The sequence below is a fragment of the uncultured Sphingomonas sp. genome (assembly GCF_913062585.1).
Lineage (GTDB): Bacteria > Pseudomonadota > Alphaproteobacteria > Sphingomonadales > Sphingomonadaceae > Sphingomonas.
In genome coordinates this window covers 1-17,617 of sequence record NZ_CAJXWX010000037.1, presented here as the reverse complement: position 1 = coordinate 17,617, position 17,617 = coordinate 1, and the positions used below count along the sequence as shown (strand labels likewise).

Below are 17,617 nucleotides of genomic sequence, written 5' to 3'. Positions count from 1 at the left end.
TCTAGTACGGTCTCGTGGGCTCGGAGATGTGTATAAGAGACAGCGCCTGTCACGCCGCCCCACCCCGCCGAGGGGCGCACCGAACAGGGCATTCGGGTTCATGCGCGCCAGATCACGATCCCGTCCGCCCGCGGCACCGTGACGATCAGCGCCGCCGCGCCACGCGCGGTGGTGGCGCGGCCGGTCCGCGCGGCGCTGGTGCCGCTGCTCGCGATGCTGGCCGGGTTGGGCGTGCTGCTGGCGACGGCGAGCCTGGTCCAGCTTCGCCTCGGTCTGCGCCCGCTGCGCCGCCTGGTACAAGAGGTGGCGGCGATCCGCACCGGCGAACGGGCCCGCGTCGACGAAGACCAACCGGCCGAGTTGCAACCGCTGGCGCACGAACTCAACGCACTCGCCGCCGATAGCGAGCGGGCGCTGGCCCATGCCCGCGCCGCGGCCGCGAACCTCGCCCATGCGTTGAAGACGCCGGTCGCGACGCTCGCCCTCGACCTGGCCGACGATCCGCCCCGCGCCGAGCAGGTGGCACGGATCGAGGCGACGATCCGCCACCATCTCGCGCGGGCGCGGGTGCAGGCAGGTGCGGTGCGCGCGGCCACGCCCCTCGCCCCCGCGCTTCACGACCTGACGGCGGCGATCGGCCGGATCCATGCCGAGCGCGCCCTCTCGATTGAGGTCGCTCTGCCCGACGACCTTACCGTCGCGATGGATGCGCAGGACCTGGACGAAGTCGCGGGCAATCTGATCGACAATGCCGCGCGCCATGCCCGTACCCGCGTGACGGTCGCGGCGAGTGCCGAGGGGCGGCTGGTTCGGCTGAGCGTGACCGATGACGGCCCCGGCATCCCCGCCGCCGACCGGCTTCGCGCGACGCAGGCGGGGATGCGGCTGGATGAACGCGGCGACGGGCATGGCTTCGGCCTGTCGATCGTGCGAGACATCGTCGAACTGCACGGTGGCGAATTGCGGCTGGACGAAGCCCCGGGCGGCGGACTGGCGGCGACGATCACGCTCCCGCGTGTCGCCAGAACATAAGAGTCAGGAGAGGTTGATGATCGCCACCCGGTTCCGCCCGCTGGTCCTGCTGCCCGCGCTGGCGCTGTTGCTCCAGGGGCAGGTGATGCCGCCCTCGCCTGCCGACATATATGGCCCGCTGTTCGAGGCGGTGCAGGCGGCGCAGATATTTCCCGATGGCAAGACCTTCGCCGATGCGGTGCCGCGCGAAGACCCGAAGGCGATCCTGGCCGCCTATGCCCGCGACAAGCCCGTCGGCAAGGCCGCGCTGACCGCCTTCGTGCTGCGCCATTTCTCGGTACGCGGCGACGCCCAGGGCAAGCCGCCGCTGCGCGCCCGCATCCGCGAGCTTTGGCCGGTGCTGGGCCGCGCGCCCTTTGCAGCCGTTGCGGGCTCGTCGGCGCTGGGCCTGGACCATGGCTATGTCGTGCCGGGCGACCGGTTCCAGGAAATTTATTACTGGGACAGCTATTTCACCATGCTGGGCCTGAAGGCCGATGGCCAGACGCCGTTGATCGAGGCGATGCTCGCCGATTTCGTCGATCTGGTCGAGCGTTACGGCCATGTCCCCAACGGCACGCGGACCTATTATCTCAGCCGGTCGCAGCCGCCCTTCCTGGCGCTGATGATGGACCTGTCCGACAATCGCGATCCGGCGCTGGCGAAGCGGCGGCTGGCGGCGCTGATCCGCGAACATGATTACTGGATGGCGGGCGCCGATTGCCTCGACGCGAGCGGCGCGTGTCGCCACGTCGTGCGGATGCCGGACGGCAGCCTGCTCAACCGCTATTGGGACGCGCGCGATACGCCGCGGGACGAAAGCTGGCGCGAGGATCGCGAAACCGCCGCCAAGGCCGCGCCGAGGGCCGCGACCATCGTCCAGCGCGACCTGCGCGCGGCGGCGGAGTCGGGCTGGGACTTTAGTTCGCGCTGGCTGACCGACCCGATGCGGCTGGAGACGATCCATACGACCGACATCGTGCCGGTCGATCTCAACAGCCTGATGTGGATCGCCGAGACCCGCATCGCCGCCCGCGCCCGGGCGTTGGGGGACACCGCCACCGCGCAGCGCTTTTCCGCCCTGGCGACGCGGCGCAAGGCGGCGATCGACCGCTACCTCTGGGTGGCGGGCGAGGCACGCTTCGCCGACTGGGACCGGATCGCCAAGCGCCCGACGCCCGCCCGCAGCGCCGCCTCGCTCTTCCCGCTCTTCGCGGGCCTCGCCAGCGCCGAACAGGCCCGCGCGGTCGCCGCGACGACACGCGCCACGCTGGTCGGGGAGGGCGGCCTGCGCACCACCGGCATCCGCACCGGCCAGCAATGGGATGCCCCCAATGGCTGGGCCCCGCTGCAATGGATCGCGGTCGAGGGACTGGCCCGCTATGGCGAACAGGCGCTGGCCAAGGACATCGCCCGCCGCTGGATCGCCACCGTCGCGCGCACCTATGCCGAGACGGGCAAGCTGCTGGAAAAATACGACGTAGAGGAACGCAAGCCCGGCGGCGGCGGGGAATATCCGACACAGGACGGGTTCGGCTGGACCAACGGCGTGACGGCGGCGATGCTGGAGCGATGGCCGGACCTGACGCCGCCGGTGCAGGGTTCGGGACAATAGCTCGCGCGGAGGCGCGGAGAGGGCTCGGTGCAAGGTCCGTTCAGCCCGCCATCGCGAGCGGGAGGCATTGGATTCACGCGAAGCCGCGAAGGCGCGACGTCGTCTGCCCATCAACCAGCACATCTGTGCGCCTTCGCGGCTTCGCGTGAATCCTGTATGCCGCCCGAAAGCACAGGCTGAACCGCTCCTCCCCCCAACACCTCCGCGTCTCCGCGCCTCCGCGCGAACAAAAAACTCCTCCCCTGATCGCACGCTTGGTGTAGCGGACGCCGCATGACCAACCCGCCCCACATCCTCGGCATCGACTTCGGCACCACCAACTCGGTCGTCGCCCGCGCCGAGGGGGGCGAGTCGCACCTCGTCCCGCTCAAGGCCCCGAAAGGCGAAGACCCCGTCTTCCGCTCGGCGCTGTGCTTCTGGGAAGATGACGGGATCGAGGTCGAGGCGGGCCCCTGGGCGATCGCCGAATATCTCGACTTCCCCGGCGGCAGCCGGTTCATCCAGTCGTTCAAGTCGGTCGCCGCCTCGCCTGTGTTCGAACATGCCACCGTGTTCGACAAACGCTATCGCTTCGAGGAACTGGGCCGTTCCTTTCTCGACCGGATGGCGGCGCGCAGCGGCGGGGTGCTCGACGGCAAGGCGGCGCGGATCGTCGTCGGGCGGCCGGTCGAATATGCCGGGCATCGGCCCGACGAGGCGCTGGCCCGCCAGCGTTACGACGCGATGTTCGCGCGGCTGGGCGCGGAGATCCACTATGTCTATGAACCGCTGGGCGCCGCGTTCAGCTATGCGTCGCGGATCACCGAGCCCGCGACCGTGCTGGTCGCCGATTTCGGCGGCGGCACCAGCGACTTTTCCGTCGTCCGCATCGCTGCGCCCGGCGCCGCGCGCCGCTGCGAGCCGCTGGGCCATGCCGGTGTCGGCATCGCGGGCGACCGGTTCGACCAAAGGCTGATCGACCATCTCGTCCTGCCGCTCCTGGGCGCGGGCGGCAAATATCGCTCGTTCGACAAGGTGCTGGAGATTCCGCGCGGCTATTTCGCCGATTTCGGCGACTGGTCGCGCCTGGCGCTGATGCGCAACCGCAAGACCCTGGCCGAGCTGGAAAAGCTGCGCCGCGCCGCACTCGACCCGCAAGCGATCGGGCGGATGATCGCGATCATCGAGGAGGAGCAGGGATACCGGCTCTACGACGCGGTCGGGCGGGTGAAGCGCGACCTGTCGGCGACGGAGGATGCGCGGTTCCGGTTCGAGGGCGGCGGCCTGTCGATCGAGGCGGACGTGTCGCGCAAGGATTTCGAGGGGTGGATTGCACCGGACCTCGCGCGGATCGAGCAGGCGGTCGACCGGGCGCTGGCGGCGGCGGCGACCGAAGCGGTTGCGATCGACCAGGTGTTCCTGACCGGCGGCACCTCGCTGATGCCCGCGATCCGGCGGATGTTCGAGATGCGCTTCGGCGAGGGCAAGATCGCGACCGGCGGCGAACTCACCTCGATCGCGCATGGCTTGGCGTTGATCGGGGAACAGGCGGATATCGGGGCGTGGGCGGTGTGAAAGCCCCACAGTAAAGCCCCTCCCGCAGGCGAGTTTCAGGTCGGTCATGCCCCCGGCATGACCTAAACGATGCGGGGCATCGTTTACCTGAAACTGGGTTGGGGAGGGAAAGGCCACAGGTGCTGGTCTCTGTGAGACACCCTGCCCTCCCCCATCCCCTCCCGTCTACGGGAGGGGAGCGTCATATGGATAGGTCAGAACCCCTTCTTCAGCGTCACGAACCACTGGCGGGGCGCGCCCGCGAGCAGCGTCTGGTTGTCGCCGCTCGCCTGGAAGCCGTTGGTGCCGATGGTCGAGATATAGCGCTTGTCGGTCAGGTTGGTCACGCTGCCCTCGATCGAGAAGCCGCCCCACGCCTCGGGGAAGCGATAGCCGATGCTGGCATCCACCAGCACGCGACCCGCGACCGACTGGTCGTTCAGATAGGTGAAGTAGCGCTTCGACATATAGTCCGCGCCGACCCGGCCGAAGAAGCGGCTGTCGTCATAGACCAGCTCGCCCTTGACCATGTTCTGCGGCGTATCGACGACATAGCGCCCCTTTTCCGCCAGCAGATTGCCCGAACCGTCGCGCACCGTCTGCTGATAGGTGGCGTGGTTGTAGGAATAGCTGGCCAGCGCCGAGAAGGCCGAGGTCAGGCGATAGAAGGCCGAGAGCTCCGCGCCATAGCTTTCCACGCCACCGACATTGTTCAGCGTCGGCGGAATGCCCTGGATCGCGGTGCCGATCGAATAGGTCAGCAGGCGATCGGAGAAGTCGATATAATAACCGACCGCCGACAGCTGCAGCCCGCCGGTGCGATAGCGCAGGCCGCCTTCCGCCGTCTTGGACTTTTCAGGACGCACGCTGTTCGCGACGGCATTGAACGCGGCCTGGCTGATCGAGAAGGGCGGCGCGGTCGCGGCGGCGATGAAGGCGCGCATATTCTCGGTATAGCTGGCGAAGACTTCCGCCTGGTTGCCCAGGTGCAGCACCGCGCCGATCTGCGGCAGGAACCAGTCCTGGCTCTGGATCTTGCCGCGCGCCAGCGTACCCGCCAGCAGATTGGCCTGGTTGCGCACGCGCACGCCCTTCCAGCCGCCATTGATGGTCAGCTGGCCGATGTCGAGCGTGTCGCCGACCGAATATTGCAGCGTCTCGGTATCGTATTTGCCGTTCCAGGCGGTCGCCATCGGATTGCTCTGGTAATCCAGCGCATTGCGATTGGGCGTCGCGGTGTCGGTCATGCCGTAGAAGCGACGCGCCTGATGCAGCGTGTTGCTTTCATACCAGCCGGTCAGGTCCAGCGTGTTGGCGCCGGTCTTCCAGGCCAGCTTGGCGATCGTGCCCGCGCGGTCCAGGCTGTATTCGGTCGTGCGGAACGACAGCGGCGCCGGGTTGGTGATCGGGCTGCCATCCGCATTGGGCGCGCCGAGCTGGGTGGGGGTATAGGGCGTGATCCACGAGCCCTGGCCCTTGTTATGGTGATAATAGCTGGTCGAGGTCAGCGACAGCGTGTCGGTCAGCTTGGCGTCGAAGATGACCCCGCCCAGATAGTCGCGACGAAGACCGGCGGCGTCATAATAGCCGTCGTCCAACGTGATGCCGCTCGGCAGGCCGATCTGGACCCCGGCATAAGGCGGGGTGAAGCCGTTCAGCGAGCCGCGCGCCGCCTGATAGGCCGCCGCCGCCGCGCCGTTGGTCGCCTGCTTGGCATAGAGGATGGCGAGCGGATAATTGTTCGAGATATTGTCGTTATAATAGCCGCGACGCTTGATGATATCGAGGCTCAGGTCCTGATAGTCGTTCTCGCGCCGGTCCGAGAAGTTGAAGAAGCCGGTGATCGAGCCCCGATCGCCGAAATCCTTGACCAGCTTGGCGTTGACCTGGTGCTGGCGCTGGACGCCCTCGCCCTTCCACTTGTCGGTGGTGAGATAGGCATAGCTCAGATAGCCCTTCAGCCCGCCGCCCAGATCGCCGCTGTCGATCCGCGCGAAACCGCGCCAGGTGTTGTTGCTGCCATAGGTGCCCGAGGCGGCGATGCCGGCCGTGTCGGACGGGGCGCGGCTGGTGAACTGGATGGTGCCGCCCAGATTGCTGGTCGACGCGGTGCCCAGCGCGCCCGCGCCCTGCGCGACCGAGGTGGTCGCGATATTCTCGGAGATGATCGCGCGGCTGATGTGCAGGCCGTTGGTCGGGCCATAGCTCATATCGCCCAGCGGCACGCCGTCGAGCGTGAAGCCCAGACGGTTCTGGTCGAAGCCGCGAAGCGAGATCTTGGTCGACCATTCATAGGCACCGAAGGGATCGGCCGACTGGAAGTTCACGCCCGGCAGCTTCGAGATCGCCTTGAGCGGCGAGGTGCCGGGGGTCAGCCGGCCGAGATCGGCGGCGGTCACGGTCTGGACCTGACGGCTCTGGCCGAAGCCGAGCACGACGACATCGCCCGACGCGCCGGTCTGGTCGTCCGCTGGGGCGGCAGGATCGGCCGCGACCGGGTCGGTCGTACCGACCACGGCGGCCTGTGCGGGCAGGGTCTGCGCGGATACCGCAGGCGCGATCAAGGCGATCGGCGCGACGCTCGCCAGCAACTTCAACATAGTCTTGTGCCCCCAATGGCATTGTTAACTGATGAGGGCGGCGGATGGGACCGATGCGTGACACCGTAGCGACAGCGTAATGACCGGAATGTGACGGTCCATTGTTGTGACTTTGGCGACACGCTATCTGCCCCGTGCCGGGGAGGAATGAAAAAGGGGCCGGACAACCCGCGCTGTCCGGCCCCTTCCCTACCAATTAGCCGAAGATCAGCGCGCGATACCGCCCGCCGCCAGCACCGCCAGCGTCACCAGATCGCCCGCGGTCGAGGTCATCGGCGCGATCTGCACCGGCTTTTCCATGCCGATCAGCATCGGGCCGATCATGGTGTCGCCGCCCAGTTCGCGCAGCAGCTTGGCCGAGATATTGGCCGACTGAAGCCCCGGCATGATCAGGACATTGGCCGGACCCGACAGGCGCGAGAAGGGGAAGTTCGCCATCTGCTTCGGGTTCAGCGCGACGTCGGGCGCCATGTCGCCTTCATATTCGAAACCGACCTGCCGCTTGTCGAGCGCGGCCACGCCGTCGCGGACATTGTCGATCCACTGGCCTTCGGGATTGCCGAAGGTCGAATAGGACAGGAACGCCACGCGCGGCTCATGCCCCATGCGGCGTGCGACCGCGGCCGTGCGCTCGGCGATGTCGGCCAGTTCCTCGCCCGAGGGACGCTCGTTGACCGTGGTGTCGGCGATGAAGACGGTGTGGCTCTGCCCGACGAGCAGGTGGATGCCGAAGGGCACCTTGCCGTCGACCGGGTCGATGACCCGGCGGATCTCGCGGAAGCTCTGCGCATAGGTGCGGGTGATGCCGGTGATCATCGCATCGGCCTGGCCCAGCTGGAGCATCACCGAGCCGAAGATGTTGCGGTCCTGGTTGATCAGCCGCTCGGCATCGCGCTTCAGATACCCGCGCCGCTGGAGCCGCTCATAGAGGAAGTCGACCATCTGCGGCACCATCTCCGAGGTGCGGCTGTTATGGACTTCATATTCCTTGGGGTTGGTGACGCCCAGCGCCTTCAGACGATCATAGACATCATCGCGGCCGACCAGCACCGGCGTGCCGTAACCACCCTCCTTGAAGGCGATGGCGGCGCGCAGCACGACTTCCTCTTCGCCCTCGGCGAACAGCACGCGCTTCGGATGTGCCTTGGCGCCCTCATAGGCGAGCGTCAGGACCGAGGTCGTGGGGTTCAGACGGGCGCGCAGCTTCTGGCGATAGGCGTCCATGTCCAGGATCGGCCGCGTCGCCACGCCCGAGTCCATCGCCGCCTTGGCCACTGCCGAGGGGACCAGTTCCATCAGGCGCGGGTCGAACGGCGCGGGGATGATGTATTCGGGGCCGAAGCTGTGCTGCGTGCCATAGGCCAGCGCCACTTCTTCCGGCACGCGCTGGCGCGCCAGTTCGGCGATCGCGTTGGCGGCGGCGATCTTCATCTCGTCATTGATGCCGGTCGCGCGCACGTCGAGCGCACCGCGGAAGATGAAGGGGAAGCCGATGACGTTGTTGACCTGGTTCGGATAGTCCGAACGGCCGGTCGCCACGATCGCGTCGGGCCGCGCGGCCTTGGCGAGCTCGGGGCGGATTTCCGGCTCTGGATTGGCCATCGCGAAGATGATCGGCGACGGGGCCATGTCCTTGACCATCTCGGGCTTCAGCGCGCCCGCCGCCGACAGGCCGAGGAACACGTCGGCGCCCGACAACGCCTCGGTCAGGGTGCGGCGGTCGGTGGCGGCGGCGTGCGCCGACTGCCACTGGTTGATGTCGTCGCGGCCCTGATAGATGACGCCGGTGCGGTCGCACATGATGACATTGTCGTGGCGGACGCCCATCGCCTTCATCAGCTCGGTACAGGCGATCGCAGCCGCGCCCGCGCCGTTGACGACGACCTTGATCTCGTCCAGCCGCCGCTCGGTCAGCAGACAGGCGTTGATCAGACCCGCCGCGCAGATGATCGCGGTGCCGTGCTGGTCGTCATGGAAGACCGGGATGTTCATCCGTTCGCGCAGCGTCTGCTCGATGATGAAGCATTCGGGGGCCTTGATGTCTTCCAGGTTGATGCCGCCGAAGCTGGGCTCCATCAGCTCGACCGCGTCGATGATCCGGTCGACATCCTCGGTCTTCAGCTCGATGTCGATCGAGTCGACATCGGCGAAGCGCTTGAATAGCACCGCCTTGCCCTCCATCACCGGCTTGGACGCCAGCGCGCCCAGATTGCCGAGGCCCAGGATCGCGGTGCCGTTCGATATGACGGCGACCAGATTGCCCTTGGCGGTATAGTCATAGGCGGTGGCGGGATCGTCGGCGATGGCCAGCACCGGCACCGCGACGCCGGGCGAATAGGCCAGCGCCAGGTCGCGCTGCGTCGCCATCGGCTTGGACGCGATGATCTCGATCTTGCCGGGCCGTCCCTCGGAGTGGAACAGCAGGGCCTCGCGCTCGGAGAACTGATCGGTGGGTTCGTCGGTCATGCGCGCGGCCTTCGATGCTGTGGATACTAAGGACGCTACGGCTCTTGAAGGTTTCGGACACGGCTGACAACCCTGTCACGCGCCACTTTTGCACCCGGGATGAGCGGGATTATCGAGCGCTCCCGGAACGACTTATCATGCTGCATTGCACCATCGGCGAAGGCGAAATTCCGCTCCGCGTGGTGCAAGCCTCGCCAGCGCGGGGCCGCCCCGCTATAGCCCGGCGTCCATCCCGACCTGACGGGCCACCGTGATCGGCATGGCCCTTTCGATCCTGCCGTTTTGACTCTGGAACCGACGCCTCGATGACCACCCCCACCCCGATGATGGCGCAATATCTGACGCTGAAGGCCGAGGCCGAGGATTGCCTGCTCTTCTACCGGATGGGCGATTTCTTCGAGCTGTTCTTCGACGATGCGCGGATCGCAGCCGGCGTTCTCGACATCGCGCTGACATCGCGCGGGGAGCATGGCGGCGAGAAGATCCCGATGTGCGGCGTGCCGGTCCATGCTGCCACCGCTTATCTGCAGCGCCTGATCAAGGCCGGGCACCGCGTCGCCATCGCCGAGCAGACCGAGACACCCGCCGAGGCCAAGGCACGCGGCGGCTATAAGGCGCTGGTCGCGCGCGGCATCGTGCGGGTGGTGACGGCGGGCACGCTGACCGAGGAGGCTTTGCTCGACGCAAAGGCCGACAACTGGTGCGTCGCGATCGGCGAGGCGGGCGGCGCGGTGGCGCTGGCCGCGGCCGACATCTCGACCGGGCGGTTCGTGGTGATCGACGTGAAGGCGGATGCGCTGGGCGCCGAACTCGCCCGCCTGGCCGCCGCCGAAGTGGTCGCGGCCGAGAATGCCGCCCATGCCGATGCCGCCACCACGCTGCGCCCCTCGGCGACCTTCGACAGCGGCAGCGGCGAGGATCGGCTGAAGCGGCTTTACGGCGTGGCCACGCTGGACGGCTTCGGCCAGTTCAGCCGCGCCGGTCTGTCGGCAGCGGGCGGGCTGGTCGCCTATCTCGACCACACCGCCAAGGGCGCCCTGCCCTTCCTGCGCCCGCCGGTCCTCTGCCAGGCCGCCGGCGCGATGGCGATCGACGCGGCGACCCGCGAGAGCCTGGAGCTGACCCAGACTTCGAATGGCCAGAGAAAAGGTTCGCTGCTCGATGCCGTCGACCGGACCGTGACCGGCGCGGGCGCGCGGGCGCTGGCGGGGGATATCGGTGCGCCGCTGATGGAGCGCGATGCGATCGAGGCGCGGCTCGATCTGGTGCAGCATTTCCATGACGATGCCGCGCTTCGCGAACGTCTGCGCGCGGCGCTGCGGGCGCTACCGGACATTGGGCGCGCCATCGGCCGGATCGCGGCGGGGCGTGGGTCGCCGCGCGATCTCGGGCAGTTGCGCGACGGACTGGACGGGGCCTGGGCGCTGTCCGAACAGTTGAGCGACGGCCCGCCCCTGCTGCGCGAGACGACACCTCGTCTGCGCGGTCACGGCGCGCTGATCGACCTGCTTCGCCGCGCGCTGGTTCCCTCGCCGCCGATCGAGGCGAGCGAGGGCGGCTATATCGCGGCGGGTTATGACGTGGCGCTCGACGATCTGCGCGATGCGGGCGCCGGAGGCCGCCGCGCCATCGCCGCGCTGGAGGCGGAGTTCCGCCAGAAGACCGGCATCACCGCGCTGAAGATCCGCCATAACGGCGTGCTCGGCTATCATGTCGAGGTGCCCGCGCGCTCGGCCGATGCGCTGATGAAGCCGGACTCGGGCTTTACCCATCGGCAGACGCTAGCGGGCGTCGTCCGCTTCAACACCCCCGAACTGCACGAGGTCGCCAGCAAGGTCGCGCAGGCGGGCGCCCATGCGCTGGCCGCCGAGGCCGCGCATCTGGAGGAACTGACCGCCGCCGCGCTCGCCTCGCGCGAGGGAATCGCTGCGACGGCGGACGCGCTCGCCCGGCTCGACGTGGCGAGCGGCCTCGCCGAACGTGCGGTCGAGGGCGGCTGGGTGCGGCCCGAACTGGTCGACCATAGCTGTTTCGAGGTGACGGGCGGGCGCCATCCGGTGGTCGAGGCCGCCGTGGCGCGGTCGGGCGATCGGTTCGTCGCCAATGACTGTTCGCTGTCGGAAACGTCGCGGCTCTGGCTGGTGACGGGCCCGAACATGGGCGGCAAGTCGACCTTCCTGCGCCAGAACGCACTGATCGCGGTACTGGCGCAGGCCGGGTCTTACGTGCCCGCCACTCAGGCGAAGATCGGGCTGGTCGACCGGCTGTTCAGCCGCGTCGGCGCCTCGGACAATCTCGCGCGCGGCCGCTCGACCTTCATGGTCGAGATGGTCGAGACCGCCGCGATCCTGGCCCAGGCGACACCGCGCAGCTTCGTGATCCTGGACGAGGTGGGGCGCGGCACCTCGACCTATGACGGCCTAGCCATCGCCTGGGCGGTGGTCGAGGCGATCCATGAAGATAATCGCTGCCGATGCCTGTTCGCGACTCACTATCACGAGCTGACCCGGCTGGCCGAACGGTGCGAGGCGCTGTCGCTCCACCATGTCCGTGCGCGCGAGTGGAAGGGCGAGCTGGTCCTGCTGCACGAGGTGTCGGAGGGTCCGGCGGATCGCTCCTACGGCCTGGCGGTGGCGCGGCTGGCGGGCATGCCGCCGACGACCGTGGCGCGGGCGAAGGCAGTGCTCGCCAAGCTGGAGGCGGGCCGCGCCAAGACCGGCGGGCTGGCGGCCGGGCTGGACGATCTGCCCCTCTTCGCGGCCGCCGCGCAGGCCGAGGAGGAGCAGTGCGATGCGATCCGGGCGGAGGTGGAGAAGCTGGATGTCGATGCGCTGTCGCCGCGTGAGGCGCTGGATGCGCTCTACAAGCTGAAGGCACTGGCGCGGGAAGGATAAGCCTTCTTCTTATGCCCCGGCGGAGGCCGGGGTCCAGTTGCGGTGAATGTCCGGAGGTGCGAGCCGGTTTGCCTCCCCCGCACCGTTTTGTGCACCATCCACTGCGTGGAAGCTGGGCCCCGGCCTCCGCCGGGGTCAAGGAATGTGGGGGTATTCTCCCCCCGTTCAGCCTGAGCGAAGTCGAAGGCCACGCCCCATCGCCCCGCCGCAAGCGCAGCCCGTGCACTTCGACTTCGCTCAGTGCAAACGGAAGTCGGAATAGCCGGTGAGACACTCGGCGCTCACATCAAAATCGGGAAAGTGGGGAGCTTCTGTTGCCCGGTGCTCCCCGTACCGCTGGATTCCCCTTCTGTTGCCCGGTGGGGTCCAACCGCGCTATTTTGGTGTAACGTCAGGCCGTGAGGCCCTCAATTACGCCGCAATCGCGAGTGCTTCGTTATCGTTGGCACTTGTGGTTATGGGCCGTTGCGGTGGTCCCATTCCGAACGAAAACAGCGCTTTTCAACACACGTCGATCCTGGTTCGGCCCCGTCAGAAACGGTGTCCAAGTACACCACCTTTTATGGTGGAGCCGCCGGGTACTGCCCCCGGGTCCGCTGCGTCTATTACTCGCCGCAGTTTATCGTCATAGCCGGGTGAAACCCGGCATGAGGGGATATAGGAAGCCGGATCGCATTACGCAAATGCCTTTCGCTCGCCTCATTTTAGGTCCATGGAGGCGCGCATGTTGACCCAGCGGTCCCGTTATGCGTTGCGCGCGATGCTGTTCCTGGCGGAGATGCCGCCTGCCGGTCCGCCGACGTCGATGACGCGCATCGCGACCGAGGCGAATGTCCCGCGCAAGTTCCTGGAGCTGATCCTTGCCGATCTGAAGGGCGCGCAGCTGCTCGACAGCCAGCGTGGCAAGATGGGCGGATACCGGCTCGCCCGCCCCGCGCACCTGATTTCGCTGGGCGATATCATCCGCACGATCGAAGGGCCGCTGGCGCTTGTCCCCTGTGTCAGCCGCACCGCCTATCGCCCCTGCAACGACTGCAAGAGCGAGGCCGACTGCGCCATCCGCCACGCGATGATGCGGGTGCGCGACGAGACGGCGCGAATCCTGGACGGGACCAGCCTGGCCGACGCCACCGCCAAGAAGCTGGCGGCGGCGTAACTGCCCCTTATCCCACCGCGCGCGCACGGCGAAGGCCGGGGTTCAGTTGCGGCGAATGCGGGAAGCCTTTGCCTCCCACGCGATGGCGTCCCGCGCCACAATCCTGGTGGCATCTGGGCCCCGGCCTTCGCCGGGGAACACCAGCCTTGTGATCAGTTAGCTTAAGAACGTCGTGCGCGCAGTTCGTCGCGGATTTCGCGCAGCAGCGCGACATCCGCGGGTTCGGCCTTGGGCTCGGCAGCGGCAATCGCCTTTTCCTTCTCGAACAGCGTCGTTGCGCGGTTCACGGTACGGACCAGCAGGAAGATGATGAAGGCGACGATCACGAAGTTGACCGCCTGCGTGACGAACGCGCCATACCCCAGCAGCGGCACCCCCGCCTTCTTCAGCGCGGCATAATCGGTCAGCGAACCCGTATAGGTCGCCGGGATCGGCCCCATGCGCAGGAAATAACTGGAGAAATCCAGTCCGCCAAAAATCTTGCCGATCACCGGCATCAACACGTCGTCGGTCAGCGAGGTGACGATCTTGCTGAACGCCGCCCCGATGATGACCGCCACCGCCAGGTCCAGCACATTGCCCCGCGCGATGAAGGCGCGAAATTCCTTGAGCATCGCCAACTCCCTCTATTCAACGAACTTCATGCTATCGTCGCTTTTCCCCTTCGCCAAGCGGCCAGGGCGTCTTATATAGCCGATACAGTTGACGGAGGAATATTCGAATGCGTCGTCCCGTTCTGGCTCTGACCCCGGTCGTGATGGCCGTCGCCCTGTCCGGCTGCGGCATGAACAGCGTGCCCACGGCGGAGGAAAATGTGAACGCGAAATGGGCCGACGTCCAGGCCGCCTATCAGCGCCGTGCGAACCTGATCCCCAATCTGGAAGCGACCGTGAAGGGCGCCGCCGCTTCGGAAAAGTCGATCCTGACCGAGGTGGTCAATGCCCGCGCCAAGGCGACCTCGGTGCATGTGACCGGCGCCGACCTGTCCGACCCCGCCAAGATGCAGCAATTCGCGCAGGCGCAGGGCCAGCTCAGCGGCTCGATCGGCCGCCTGCTGGCGAATGTCGAGGCCTATCCGAACCTGAAGAGCCAGGACAATTTCCAGACCTTCATGAGCCAGCTGGAGGGCACCGAAAACCGCATCAACATCGCGATCCAGGACTATAACAAGGCGGTGCAGGCCTATAACACCCGCATCCGCACCTTCCCCGATGCGATCGGTGCCAAGGTCTTCTACGGCGCCAAGCCCAAGGCCGCCTATCAAGCGACCACGCCGGGTGCCGAGAATGCTCCGACGGTGAATTTCGGCAACTGATCCCGAACCCATGACCCGGCTCACCCGGCTGCTCCGCCCGGTCCTTGGGCTCTGGCTGATCCTCTGCGCCGTCCCGGTGATGGCGCAGACTTTCCCCAAGCTCGACGGGCTGGTCGTCGATGCGGCGAACACGATCGACCCCGCGACCAAGGCGCAGATCGAACGGAAGTTGGAGGCCCTGCAAAAGGATACCGGTCGCCAGCTGGTGGTCGCGACCATCCCCGACCTGCAAAATTATCCGATCGAGGATTATGGCTACAGGCTAGGTCGCGCCTGGGGTGTCGGCCTGAAGGACGCGGACAATGGCGCGATCCTGTTCGTCGCGCCCAATGCGGGCAAGGGTCAGCGCGGCCCCCGGCTGGAGGTGGGGCGCGGGCTGGAGCCGATCCTGACCGACGCTTGGTCGTCGCAGATGATCCGCACCCTGATGCTGCCCCGGCTTCGCGAGTCGGGCGATATATCGGGCGCACTGAACGCAGGCGCGGATGCCGTCATCGCGCAGCTTCGCGCCTCGCCCGAAGAGGCCCAGGCCAAGGTGGCCGAGGCCGCCAAGCAGTTCGACCGCCAGCACCGGCGCGGCGGCGATGACGGCAATGCCTTTCCGATCCTGATCGTCCTGGTCATCTTCGTCGGCGGCTTCGTGCTTCTCGCAATCCTGCGTCGCAAGCAGGGCCAGCGTTTCCACGACGATGATGACGATCATGGCGGCGGCGGCGGGCGTCGCGGGGGCGGCGGCTGGCCGATCATCCTCTGGGGTCCCGGTTGGGGCAGCGGCGGCGGATCGGGCGGTGGCTGGAGTTCGGGCGGTTCGTCGGGCGGGGGCAGCGACGGGTCGTGGTTCGGCGGCGGCTTTACCGGCGGCGGGGGCGGCGATTTCGGCGGCGGCGGCGCCTCGGGGGATTGGTAAGATGTTGAGCGAAGCCGATAGCGACCTGGTCACCGCCGCCGTGGCGCGCGCCGAGGCCGCGACCGATGCCGAGATCGTGACCATCGTCGCCCCCCGGTCGGACGACTATCGCGACGTCGCCTTGTGGTTCGGCGCGGGTGCGATGCTGCTGGTGCCGCTGTTCGTCGCGCTCTTTCCCGGCCTGGGGCTGAAGCTGCTGGCGCTGGTCCATGACGGGTGGAGCGCACCGGGCGAGGATCTGATCCTGGGCGTGCTGATGATCGCGCAGATCCTGGTCTTCGCGCTCGTCGTCGCGCTGCTGGGTCCGGTAAAGCGCCGTATCGCGCTGGTGCCGAAGGGCATTCGCCATGCCCGCGTCCGTGCCCGCGCGGTCCTGTTGTTCCGCGTCGCGGCTGAACGGCGGACCGATAGCCGATACGGCGTGCTGCTCTATCTCTCGCAGGACGAGCATATGGCCGAGATCGTCGCCGACTCCGGGCTGACCGGTAAGGTCGGGCCGGAAACCTGGGGACGGGCGATGGCGGTGATGCTGCCCTATGTCGCAGACGGCCGGATCGGTGACGGGTTGAGTGCCGCGGTCGAGCGGATCGGGCTTGTGCTCAGCCAGCATTTCCCCAAGACGGCGGCCGATACCAACGAACTCCCGGACCGACCGATCTCGCTATGACCGATCCTCGTATGAACGCGCCGCTCGAGACCATGGCAGAGGGGCGGTTCCTGGCGCTGCGCAAGCGCGGGACCTGGGAATATGCCGACCGCCCGCGCGACATCCGCGCCGCCGTCATCCTGGCGATCGAGGACGACCATGTCCTGCTGGTCGAGCAATTCCGCATTCCGCTGGGCGCGGTGTGCCTGGAAATGCCCGCAGGCCTGATCGGCGACGAAACCGACGGCGAAGCGGTGCTCGACGGCGCCGCGCGCGAACTGGAGGAGGAAACCGGCTATCGCCCCGCCCGGATCGCGGCGCTCGGCGAATTCTGTTCCTCGCCCGGCATGACCTCGGAACGCTTCACCCTGGTGCGCGCCAGCGGCCTCACCAAGGTCGGCGACGGCGGCGGCGATTCGGACGAGCAGATCACCGTCCACCGCGTGAAGCTGTCCGACATCGCCGCCTTCGTCGCCGAGCGCCGCGCGGCGGGCGTCGTGATCGACGCCAAGATGCTGCTCCTGCTGGCGGGCGGCCTTCTTTCCTGACGCCGCCCGCCGGGGCGGATCAACCTTGGCTATAGGCATAGTCCGCCGCGTCGCGCACCTGTTCGGGCGTCGGGCGGAGGCCGGTGTAGAGGACGAACTGCTCCAGCGCCTGGATCGTCGCGACCTGGGTGCCGGTGATCACCCGCTTGCCCTGCTCCCGCGCCGCGCGCAGGAACCGGGTCTCGGGCGGATATTGCACCACGTCGAAGGCGATATCGGCCTCGGCGATCATGGCTTCCGGAAAAGCGAGCTGGTCCTCGTTCCCGCCCGCCATGCCGAGCGGGGTGACGTTGATGAGCAGGGATGCGCCTTCCGTCACCGCCTCGGCCCAGGCGAAACCATAGGTCTCGGCCAGGGTGCGCCCCAGCGCTTCGTTGCGGGCAACGATCGTACCGTTCGCGAAGCCCGCATCGCGCAGCCCCGCCGCCACCGCCTTGGCCATGCCGCCCGATCCGCGCAGGACAAAGGGTGTGGCGCGGTCGATATCGGCGATCAGCTCGACCACGGCGGCATAGTCGGTATTGTAGCCGGTCAGGTGTCCATCATCGTTGACGATGGTATTGACGCTGTCGATCGCCGCCGCCGAACCGGCCAGCGCGTCGAGCATCGGGATCACCGCTTCCTTGAACGGCATCGAGATCGCGCAGCCCCGGATGTTCAGTGCCCGGATACCGCCCACTGCCGCGGCCAGATCGGTGGTGCTGAACGACTTGTAGACATAGTCGAGCCCGGTCAGTTCATAGAGCCGGTTGTGGAAGCGCGATCCGAAATTGCCGGGCCGCGCCGACAGCGACATGCAGAGCCGCGTGTCGCGACCGATGGGGGGCTTGGTGGTCATGGAGCGAGTTTAGCGGAGCGGGGCGATGGATGCATCCCTTGTCGTGAGACGGATTCCCTTGGGCTTCGACTTCGCTCAGCCTGAACGG

At 67.4% G+C, this 17,617-nt stretch carries 13 protein-coding genes and 1 other RNA gene; 9 read left to right on the top strand and 5 right to left on the bottom strand.

Annotation, left to right across the window (positions count from 1 at the left end):
- The first annotated feature begins 138 nt into the window (after positions 1 to 138).
- From QZ546_RS17155 to QZ546_RS17145, 3 genes are all read left to right on the top strand, one after another.
- Complete coding sequence (locus QZ546_RS17155; protein ID WP_294240312.1) at positions 139 to 1,032, top strand: sensor histidine kinase; 894 nt, start codon at positions 139 to 141, stop codon at positions 1,030 to 1,032.
- A gap of 16 nt (positions 1,033 to 1,048) precedes the next feature.
- On the top strand, positions 1,049 to 2,626 hold the full coding sequence (gene treF / locus QZ546_RS17150) for an alpha,alpha-trehalase TreF (protein ID WP_294240309.1): 1,578 nt from the start codon (positions 1,049 to 1,051) through the stop codon (positions 2,624 to 2,626).
- A 273-nt stretch (positions 2,627 to 2,899) separates the two neighbouring features.
- Positions 2,900 to 4,180, top strand: coding sequence for an Hsp70 family protein (locus QZ546_RS17145; protein ID WP_294240305.1), 1,281 nt, complete (start codon positions 2,900 to 2,902; stop codon positions 4,178 to 4,180).
- 194 nt (positions 4,181 to 4,374) lie between these two features.
- Here QZ546_RS17145 and QZ546_RS17140 read toward each other — a convergent pair whose 3' ends face one another.
- A complete protein-coding gene (locus QZ546_RS17140) occupies positions 4,375 to 6,759 on the bottom strand; it encodes a TonB-dependent receptor (RefSeq protein ID WP_294240302.1) in 2,385 nt (794 codons plus the stop codon).
- Between the two features lie 207 nt (positions 6,760 to 6,966).
- Positions 6,967 to 9,225 (bottom strand): NADP-dependent malic enzyme, encoded by a 2,259-nt coding sequence (locus QZ546_RS17135; protein ID WP_294240299.1) that lies wholly within the window; start codon positions 9,223 to 9,225, stop codon positions 6,967 to 6,969.
- A gap of 323 nt (positions 9,226 to 9,548) precedes the next feature.
- Between QZ546_RS17135 and mutS the strand changes: the two genes are divergently transcribed.
- Positions 9,549 to 12,119, top strand: a complete 2,571-nt coding sequence (gene mutS / locus QZ546_RS17130) for a DNA mismatch repair protein MutS (RefSeq protein ID WP_294240314.1) — start codon at positions 9,549 to 9,551, stop codon at positions 12,117 to 12,119.
- A 299-nt stretch (positions 12,120 to 12,418) separates the two neighbouring features.
- On the opposite strand, the gene ssrA is transcribed toward mutS, so the two are convergent.
- Positions 12,419 to 12,806: a transfer-messenger RNA gene (gene ssrA / locus QZ546_RS17125) on the bottom strand.
- 37 nt (positions 12,807 to 12,843) lie between these two features.
- On the opposite strand from ssrA, the gene QZ546_RS17120 reads away from it, so the two are divergent.
- Positions 12,844 to 13,275: an Rrf2 family transcriptional regulator gene (locus QZ546_RS17120; RefSeq protein ID WP_261269013.1), complete on the top strand. Its 432-nt coding sequence runs from the start codon at positions 12,844 to 12,846 to the stop codon at positions 13,273 to 13,275.
- Between the two features lie 161 nt (positions 13,276 to 13,436).
- Here the strand turns inward: QZ546_RS17120 and mscL are convergent, their stop codons facing one another.
- Positions 13,437 to 13,889, bottom strand: a complete 453-nt coding sequence (mscL, locus tag QZ546_RS17115; RefSeq protein WP_294240294.1) for a large conductance mechanosensitive channel protein MscL — start codon at positions 13,887 to 13,889, stop codon at positions 13,437 to 13,439.
- A 107-nt stretch (positions 13,890 to 13,996) separates the two neighbouring features.
- Between mscL and QZ546_RS17110 the strand changes: the two genes are divergently transcribed.
- The 4 genes from QZ546_RS17110 to QZ546_RS17095 are packed head-to-tail and all read left to right on the top strand — an operon-like array spanning position 13,997 to position 16,691.
- The gene (locus QZ546_RS17110) at positions 13,997 to 14,590 is read left to right on the top strand and encodes a LemA family protein (RefSeq protein WP_294240291.1); all 594 of its coding nucleotides are present in this window, start codon (positions 13,997 to 13,999) and stop codon (positions 14,588 to 14,590) included.
- A 10-nt stretch (positions 14,591 to 14,600) separates the two neighbouring features.
- A complete protein-coding gene (locus QZ546_RS17105; RefSeq protein ID WP_294240288.1) occupies positions 14,601 to 15,497 on the top strand; it encodes a TPM domain-containing protein in 897 nt (298 codons plus the stop codon).
- A gap of 1 nt (position 15,498) precedes the next feature.
- A complete protein-coding gene (locus QZ546_RS17100) occupies positions 15,499 to 16,164 on the top strand; it encodes a TPM domain-containing protein (RefSeq protein ID WP_294240286.1) in 666 nt (221 codons plus the stop codon).
- Positions 16,161 to 16,691 (top strand): NUDIX hydrolase, encoded by a 531-nt coding sequence (locus QZ546_RS17095; RefSeq protein WP_294240283.1) that lies wholly within the window; start codon positions 16,161 to 16,163, stop codon positions 16,689 to 16,691. Before QZ546_RS17100 ends, QZ546_RS17095 begins: the two co-directional genes overlap by 4 nt.
- 19 nt (positions 16,692 to 16,710) lie before the next feature.
- On the opposite strand, the gene QZ546_RS17090 is transcribed toward QZ546_RS17095, so the two are convergent.
- Positions 16,711 to 17,529, bottom strand: coding sequence for a shikimate 5-dehydrogenase (locus QZ546_RS17090; protein WP_294240281.1), 819 nt, complete (start codon positions 17,527 to 17,529; stop codon positions 16,711 to 16,713).
- Positions 17,530 to 17,617: the final 88 nt, after the last annotated feature.

Excerpts from the sequence above, each read along its gene's own strand:
- treF (WP_294240309.1), top strand. The coding sequence starts at position 1,049 with ATGATCGCCACCCGGTTCCGCCCGCTGGTCCTGCTGCCCGCGCTGGCG.
- QZ546_RS17145 (WP_294240305.1), top strand. The coding sequence starts at position 2,900 with ATGACCAACCCGCCCCACATCCTCGGCATCGACTTCGGCACCACCAAC.
- QZ546_RS17140 (WP_294240302.1), bottom strand. The coding sequence starts at position 6,759 with ATGTTGAAGTTGCTGGCGAGCGTCGCGCCGATCGCCTTGATCGCGCCT.
- QZ546_RS17135 (WP_294240299.1), bottom strand. The coding sequence starts at position 9,225 with ATGACCGACGAACCCACCGATCAGTTCTCCGAGCGCGAGGCCCTGCTG.
- mutS (WP_294240314.1), top strand. The coding sequence starts at position 9,549 with ATGATGGCGCAATATCTGACGCTGAAGGCCGAGGCCGAGGATTGCCTG.
- QZ546_RS17120 (WP_261269013.1), top strand. The coding sequence starts at position 12,844 with ATGTTGACCCAGCGGTCCCGTTATGCGTTGCGCGCGATGCTGTTCCTG.
- mscL (WP_294240294.1), bottom strand. The coding sequence starts at position 13,889 with ATGCTCAAGGAATTTCGCGCCTTCATCGCGCGGGGCAATGTGCTGGAC.
- QZ546_RS17110 (WP_294240291.1), top strand. The coding sequence starts at position 13,997 with ATGCGTCGTCCCGTTCTGGCTCTGACCCCGGTCGTGATGGCCGTCGCC.
- QZ546_RS17105 (WP_294240288.1), top strand. The coding sequence starts at position 14,601 with ATGACCCGGCTCACCCGGCTGCTCCGCCCGGTCCTTGGGCTCTGGCTG.
- QZ546_RS17100 (WP_294240286.1), top strand. The coding sequence starts at position 15,499 with ATGTTGAGCGAAGCCGATAGCGACCTGGTCACCGCCGCCGTGGCGCGC.
- QZ546_RS17095 (WP_294240283.1), top strand. The coding sequence starts at position 16,161 with ATGACCGATCCTCGTATGAACGCGCCGCTCGAGACCATGGCAGAGGGG.
- QZ546_RS17090 (WP_294240281.1), bottom strand. The coding sequence starts at position 17,529 with ATGACCACCAAGCCCCCCATCGGTCGCGACACGCGGCTCTGCATGTCG.